The organism is Caulobacter sp., assembly GCF_049283275.1.
In the GTDB taxonomy this organism is placed as follows: Bacteria; Pseudomonadota; Alphaproteobacteria; order Caulobacterales; family Caulobacteraceae; genus Caulobacter.
The window spans coordinates 1-5,320 of record NZ_JBAPVS010000041.1 but is presented as its reverse complement, the minus strand read 5'-3'; the positions used below and the strand labels follow the sequence as shown (position 1 = coordinate 5,320).

Genomic DNA, 5,320 nt, shown 5'->3' with positions numbered 1-5,320 from the left:
CCCGGACCCCCGCCGACTTCGCCCGGGCCGGGGTTTCGCAGCGCGGGCTGGAGCTGCTGGCCGAGGCCGACGCCTTTGCGTCCGCAGGCGTCAGCCGGCGCGACGCCCTGTGGGCGGTCAAGGGGTTGAGGGGCGAGGTCAAGGTCGACAGCCAGGCGCCGCTGCTGGCCGGCCTGCCGCTGTTCGAGGACGCCGTCGCCCTGCCGACCATGGCCTTGCCCCAGCAGGTGGCCGAGGACTATCGCACCACCAGCCTGTCGCTGAAGGCCCACCCGCTGCGGTTCTTCCGGCCGATGCTGGACCGGTTGAACGTCACGACGGCCGAACGGCTGAAGGGCGTGCGCGATGGCCGCAAGGTCAGTGTCGCGGGCCTGGTCCTGATCCGCCAGCGGCCGGGCACGGCCAAGGGCGTGGTGTTCGTGACCCTGGAAGACGAGACGGGCGTGGCCAACGCGGTGGTCTGGAAGGACTGTTTCGACGCTCACCGCCGCACGGTGATGAGCGCCTCGTTCCTGATCGTCCACGGCAAGGTCCAGGCCGCCGACGGCGTGATCCACGTGGTGGCCGAGAGCTTCACCGACCTGTCGGCCGAGCTGGCGCGGATGAAGGAGGACCCCGAGGCGCCGGCCCCGGCGGTGCGCATGCGGACGTCCGGGCGGCTGCAGCGGAGCCGGGACTTCCATTAATCACGCCGCTCATCCCGGCGAATGCCGGGATGAGCGGATCAAGAGGTATGCGCAGGGAGGGCGCCCGCCTCCTCAACCTCGGCCTTCTTCTCCGCCACCCGCGCCAGCAGGGCGAACAGCGCCACGGTGTCGATCGGTTTGCGCAGCACGCCGTCGGCGCCGTCGGCCCGATAGCGGGCGACGTCCTCGTCGAAGGCGTTGGCGGTCAACATCCAGACCGGCGTGCGGGCGCGCGGCGTAGAGGCTTCGAGCTCGCGGATTTCCGCCAGGGCCGCCACGCCGTCGAGCACCGGCATGTTGACGTCCATCAGCACCAGATCGAAGGTCTCGGCCCGCCACATGTCCAGGGCCTGGGCGCCGTTCTCGGCGAACACCAGCTGGGCCGGCGAGGCGGCCAGCAGGGCGGCCAGAACCCGGCGATTGGCGGGGTTGTCCTCGGCCGCCAGCACCCGGATCGGGACGGTCACGCAGGCTTCCGGCGGCGCGCCCGCGGCCGGCGGCGTCAGGGTCTCGGCCTCGAAGGCGAACCAGAAGACCGCGCCCCGCCCGGCGCTCTTGCCGAGCGCGGCCTTGCCCTCCCGGGCGTCGTTGTCCGGGGCGTCGGCCACGCCGATCTCACCGCCCATCAGGGCCAGGTTGGCCGCGCAGATCGACAGACCCAGTCCGCTGCCGCCCAGATTCCGGCCCCGTTCGGTCTGGTCGAAGGCGTCGAACATCCGCGCGCGGTCTTCCGGCGACACGGAGGCGCCGGTGTCGCGCACCTCGATCAGGGCGCTCAGCCTCTGGTCCTTGGCCACGCCGGCCAGCCGGACCACGACCGTCCCGCCCGACGGCGAGGCCTTCAGGCCGTTGGAGACCAGGTTGACCAGGGTCTGCTCCAGCTTGGCCTCGTCGGCCAGCAGGCCGTAGTCCAGGTCGGGATCGGCGTCCTCGAAGCTCAACAACACGCCGACCGCCTGGGCGTGGGCGCCCCAAACCCGCACCACGGTGCGGACCAGGCGGCGCAGATCGACCGGGGTCAGAGCCAGCGTGGCTTGGCCGGTCTCGACCTTGGTCAGGTCCAATACGGTGTCGAGCAGGCGGGTCAGCTGGGCGCCGCCCTCCAGCACGCCCTGGGCCAGATCGGCCTGGGTCGAGGTCAGGAAGGTGTCGCGGCGCAGGGCATGGGCGAAGCCGAGCACGGCGTTGAGCGGGGTGCGGATCTCGTGGCTGGCCACGGTCAGCAGGTCGGACTTGGCGCGGCTGGCGGCCTTGGCTTCCGCCACGGCTTCGGTGAGGTCGGCGTTGCGGCGGGCCAGGTCGCGCAGGGCCTGGGCCAGGGCGCGGTCGGTCGTCTGCTGGCGCCAGGTGGCGCTCAGGAGGGCGACGATGAACAGCGCCATGGCGACCACATAGTGGTTGTCGGCCAACGACGCGTGGGGATCGAAGGCTATCCACAGCAACGTCGCCGCCGGCGGTGCGATGGCGGTGACGTAGCTGACCTTGCCGATATGCACCCGCAGGGCGCCGAACAGCAGCACGCAGGTCGCCACCAAGGCGGCTTCCGCCCGCATGGACGGCCCTTCCATGAGCCGCAGCTTCACGGCCAGGGCGCTGGCGTTGGTCGCCAGCAGGAAGACCAGACCAATCGACTGCCAGCGCAGTCTTCGGAAAGCCAGGACGGGATCAGGATGGCGTAGCGCCGTCCGGGTGACCAGTAAGAGTGTCGCGTAGATGCCCAGCTCGACCACGCCGAACAGGACTATGCGCAGGGGCGTGTAGATCGCCAGCAGGCCCACAACCATGGTGACGATGATCAGGCGGGCGCGGACGATCCTGCGGGTGTATCGAACGAACCCGTCCAGGCGGGTGACGTCCACCGTCTGTTCGATCATCCAGGTTCCCGCCGACGCTACTCATGTCCCCAAGGCTGGGACGGCTCGCCCGCAAGCGGGGCGAGATGGAGCATGGGAAGCTGATTCTGGCTTTTTCGCTCGCCTGGCGGGCGCCGGACGCCGACGAATTCGGATCAGGCCCGGGTTTGGGCAGCCGGCGTCTTGCGCTTGCCTGGGGTCGCCTTGCTCGCGATCGCCCCGGCGGGCTCCACGGCGCGCAGTCCCTCGACCAGGGCGAACAGCTGGGCGCGAACGCTGAACTCGTCGCCCGCCAGGGCGGCGGCTTCCAGGGCCGACAGGGCTTCGGGCCGGATGGGGGGCAAGGGCGTCAAGGGCGTGGCCTCGGTGACGCCCTCGGCCTTGGGCCGGGCGATCTCGTTGACGTCGACCAGGGCCTCGGTCAGCTTTTCGCCGGGGCGCAGGCCGGTGATCTTGATCTCGATGTCGCGGTCGGGGACCAGGCCTTGCAGCTCGATCATCCGTCGGGCCAGATCGATGATCTTGACCGGCTCGCCCATCTCCAGCGTCAGGACGCCCGTGGGGGGCTCCATGTCGCCGGCCGACAGTGCAACGGCTCTCAGGACCAGCTGCACGGCCTCCGGGATGGTCATGAAATAGCGTTCGACCTCGGCGTCGGTCAGGGTCACCGGGCCGCCTCGGGCGATCTGATGCTGGAAGATCGGCACGACCGAACCGGCCGAACCCAGCACATTGCCGAACCGCACGACGCTGACGCGAGTATTGGATCCGCCGGCGAACTGGCGAACCACCGCCTCGGCCACGCGCTTGGTGGCGCCCATCACGCTGGTGGGGGCCACGGCCTTGTCGGTGGAGATCAGCGCCAGATGGGCCGCGCCGCAGGCCTTGGCGGCGGCGGCGACATTGCGGCTGCCCATCACATTGGTGCGCACGCCTTCGCAGGGGTGGTTTTCGACAAGGGTGACATGCTTGAGGGCGGCGGCGTGGAAGACCAGCTCGGGCTTTTCGGCGGCGAACACCAGCTCCAGGCGGGAGGCGTCGCGCACGTCGCACAGCACGTCGCGACGGGGCAGCAGCGGCCAGGCCTCGCCCAGCTCACGGTCGATGTGGAACAGATTGGCCTCGGCGGCGTCCAGCAGGGTCAGCTGGGCGGGGCCGCTGGCGGCGATCTGGCGCGCCAGCTCCGAACCGATGCTGCCGCCGGCCCCGGTGATCAGCACCCGTTTGCCGGCGACTAGGGCGCGGACCGGGTCGGAATTCAACCGCACCGGCGCACGGCTGAGCAGCTCCTCAAGGCTGATCTCGCGCAGGGCCGAACCGCCGTGCGATCCCATGTCGATAAGGCCCTGGCGGCGCAGCAGGCGCACGCCCTCGGTCTTCAGCCGTCCCAGGCGCTCGGCCCCGAAGGCGCTGAGCGGGCCGTCGGTCAGGAACAGCAGGGCCGCCGGCTGCAGGCCGCCGTCGCGCAACTGGGCCATCACGGTGTCGAAATCGTCGACGGCGCCCAGAACGCAGACTCCGCGCAATTCGTCACCGGTCTCGCGGGCGTTGGAGGTCAGCACGCCGACCGGCGCGTAGCGCTCGCCCAAGGCGGGCGGGGCGCGCAGGAAGGCCTCGGCTTCACTGGCCGAACCGATGATCAGCAGGCGGGGCAGGGCGGGCGAGGCGGGCGCTGGGCGCAGGCGAATCAGGGAGTCGATCAGGACGCGGTCGTAGATCGTGCGTCGGATGATGCGCAGCCAGGTCAGCAGGCTGACCTGCGCCAGGAAGACGACGAGCAGGGCGCGCACGCCGCCGGACCGGTAGATGCCGAAGACCTGGCCCAGCACGGCGAAGGTGAGGGTGGTCAGAAAGGCCGAGCGCGCCAGACGCAGGGCGTCGCCGGCCGCGAAGAAGCGCCAGGGCGAACGTTCGAGCCTGAACAGCAGCTCGACCAGCAGCGCCGATACGGCGAACAGGCCGGCGTGAACCAGGGTGGCGGGTCCGATGGCGGCGGCGCCGGCCGTCACAAGCCGCGCTAGGATCAGGGCCGTGAAGGCCAGAACCATGTGCGCCGCGATCTTGCCTATACGACCCATGAACACAGAACTCCTGCCGCGGTCGTCTTGGAAACCGCTTCGAAGGCGGCTTAGCACGCTCCGCGTGCGTCGTCGCCAGTGGAGGCGACAGCCTCGCCCATCAACCCCGCGCCAGAGGGAGCAGTTCCACAACCTCGCCGGCCGCCGCCGCCAGGGCACCGGCCGGTCGCATGATCAGGCAGTCGGCGCGGGAGAATACGCCGATCAGTGAGGAGTCCTGATCGGGGAAGGGCGTGACCATCACGCGACCGTCGAGACCGATTGTCCGGACGGCTCGCATCCAGTGTTCACGCGGTCCGGTGGCGGGCAGGGCGGTGGTCAGAACGCCGGCGCTGATCGCCAGGGTCGGATCGGCGCCGGTCAGGGCGGCCAGCAACGGCCGCAGGAACAGCTCGGCGCAAACCAGGGCCGAGGCCGGGTTGCCGGGCAGGCCCAGCACGCGGCGGCTATCTCTCTTCGCTGTCGGGGGCAGCGTCCCGAACCAGGTCGGCTTGCCGGGGCGCACGGCGACGGTCTGGACGCGCAACGCCAAGCCCAGGGTTTCCAGGGCCGGCTTGACCAGGTCGTGGTCGCCCACCGAGGCGCCGCCCAGGGTCACCACCAGATCGCCGCCGGCCGCCGCCGTCGCCGCGGCGATGGCCGTCTCGTTGTCGCCGACCGAGGTCAGGGCGATGGGCTCGCCGCCCCAGCCGCGCACCAGGGC

Annotated in this window: 4 protein-coding genes; 1 reads left to right on the top strand and 3 read right to left on the bottom strand. The window is 70.8% G+C overall.

Translation table 11 applies throughout. The features are described 5' to 3' along the window. Positions 1 to 686, top strand: a 686-nt coding sequence (locus WAL33_RS02195) for an OB-fold nucleic acid binding domain-containing protein (RefSeq protein ID WP_422178046.1), incomplete at its 5' end; no start/stop codon positions are given. 38 nt (positions 687 to 724) lie between these two features. Here WAL33_RS02195 and WAL33_RS02190 read toward each other — a convergent pair. The 3 genes from WAL33_RS02190 to WAL33_RS02180 form a co-directional block, all read right to left on the bottom strand. After that, positions 725 to 2,560, bottom strand: a complete 1,836-nt coding sequence (locus WAL33_RS02190; RefSeq protein ID WP_422178044.1) for a response regulator — start codon at positions 2,558 to 2,560, stop codon at positions 725 to 727. 134 nt (positions 2,561 to 2,694) lie between these two features. After that, positions 2,695 to 4,617, bottom strand: a complete 1,923-nt coding sequence (locus WAL33_RS02185; protein WP_422178042.1) for a polysaccharide biosynthesis protein — start codon at positions 4,615 to 4,617, stop codon at positions 2,695 to 2,697. A 100-nt stretch (positions 4,618 to 4,717) separates the two neighbouring features. Further along, the coding region (locus tag WAL33_RS02180; RefSeq protein ID WP_422178040.1) for a molybdopterin-binding protein at positions 4,718 to 5,320 on the bottom strand (603 nt) is incomplete at its 5' end.

What these genes read in the sequence shown, in the direction of transcription:
- WAL33_RS02190 (WP_422178044.1), bottom strand. Translation starts at nt 2,560, where the DNA reads ATGATCGAACAGACGGTGGACGTCACCCGCCTGGACGGGTTCGTTCGA.
- WAL33_RS02185 (WP_422178042.1), bottom strand. Translation starts at nt 4,617, where the DNA reads ATGGGTCGTATAGGCAAGATCGCGGCGCACATGGTTCTGGCCTTCACG.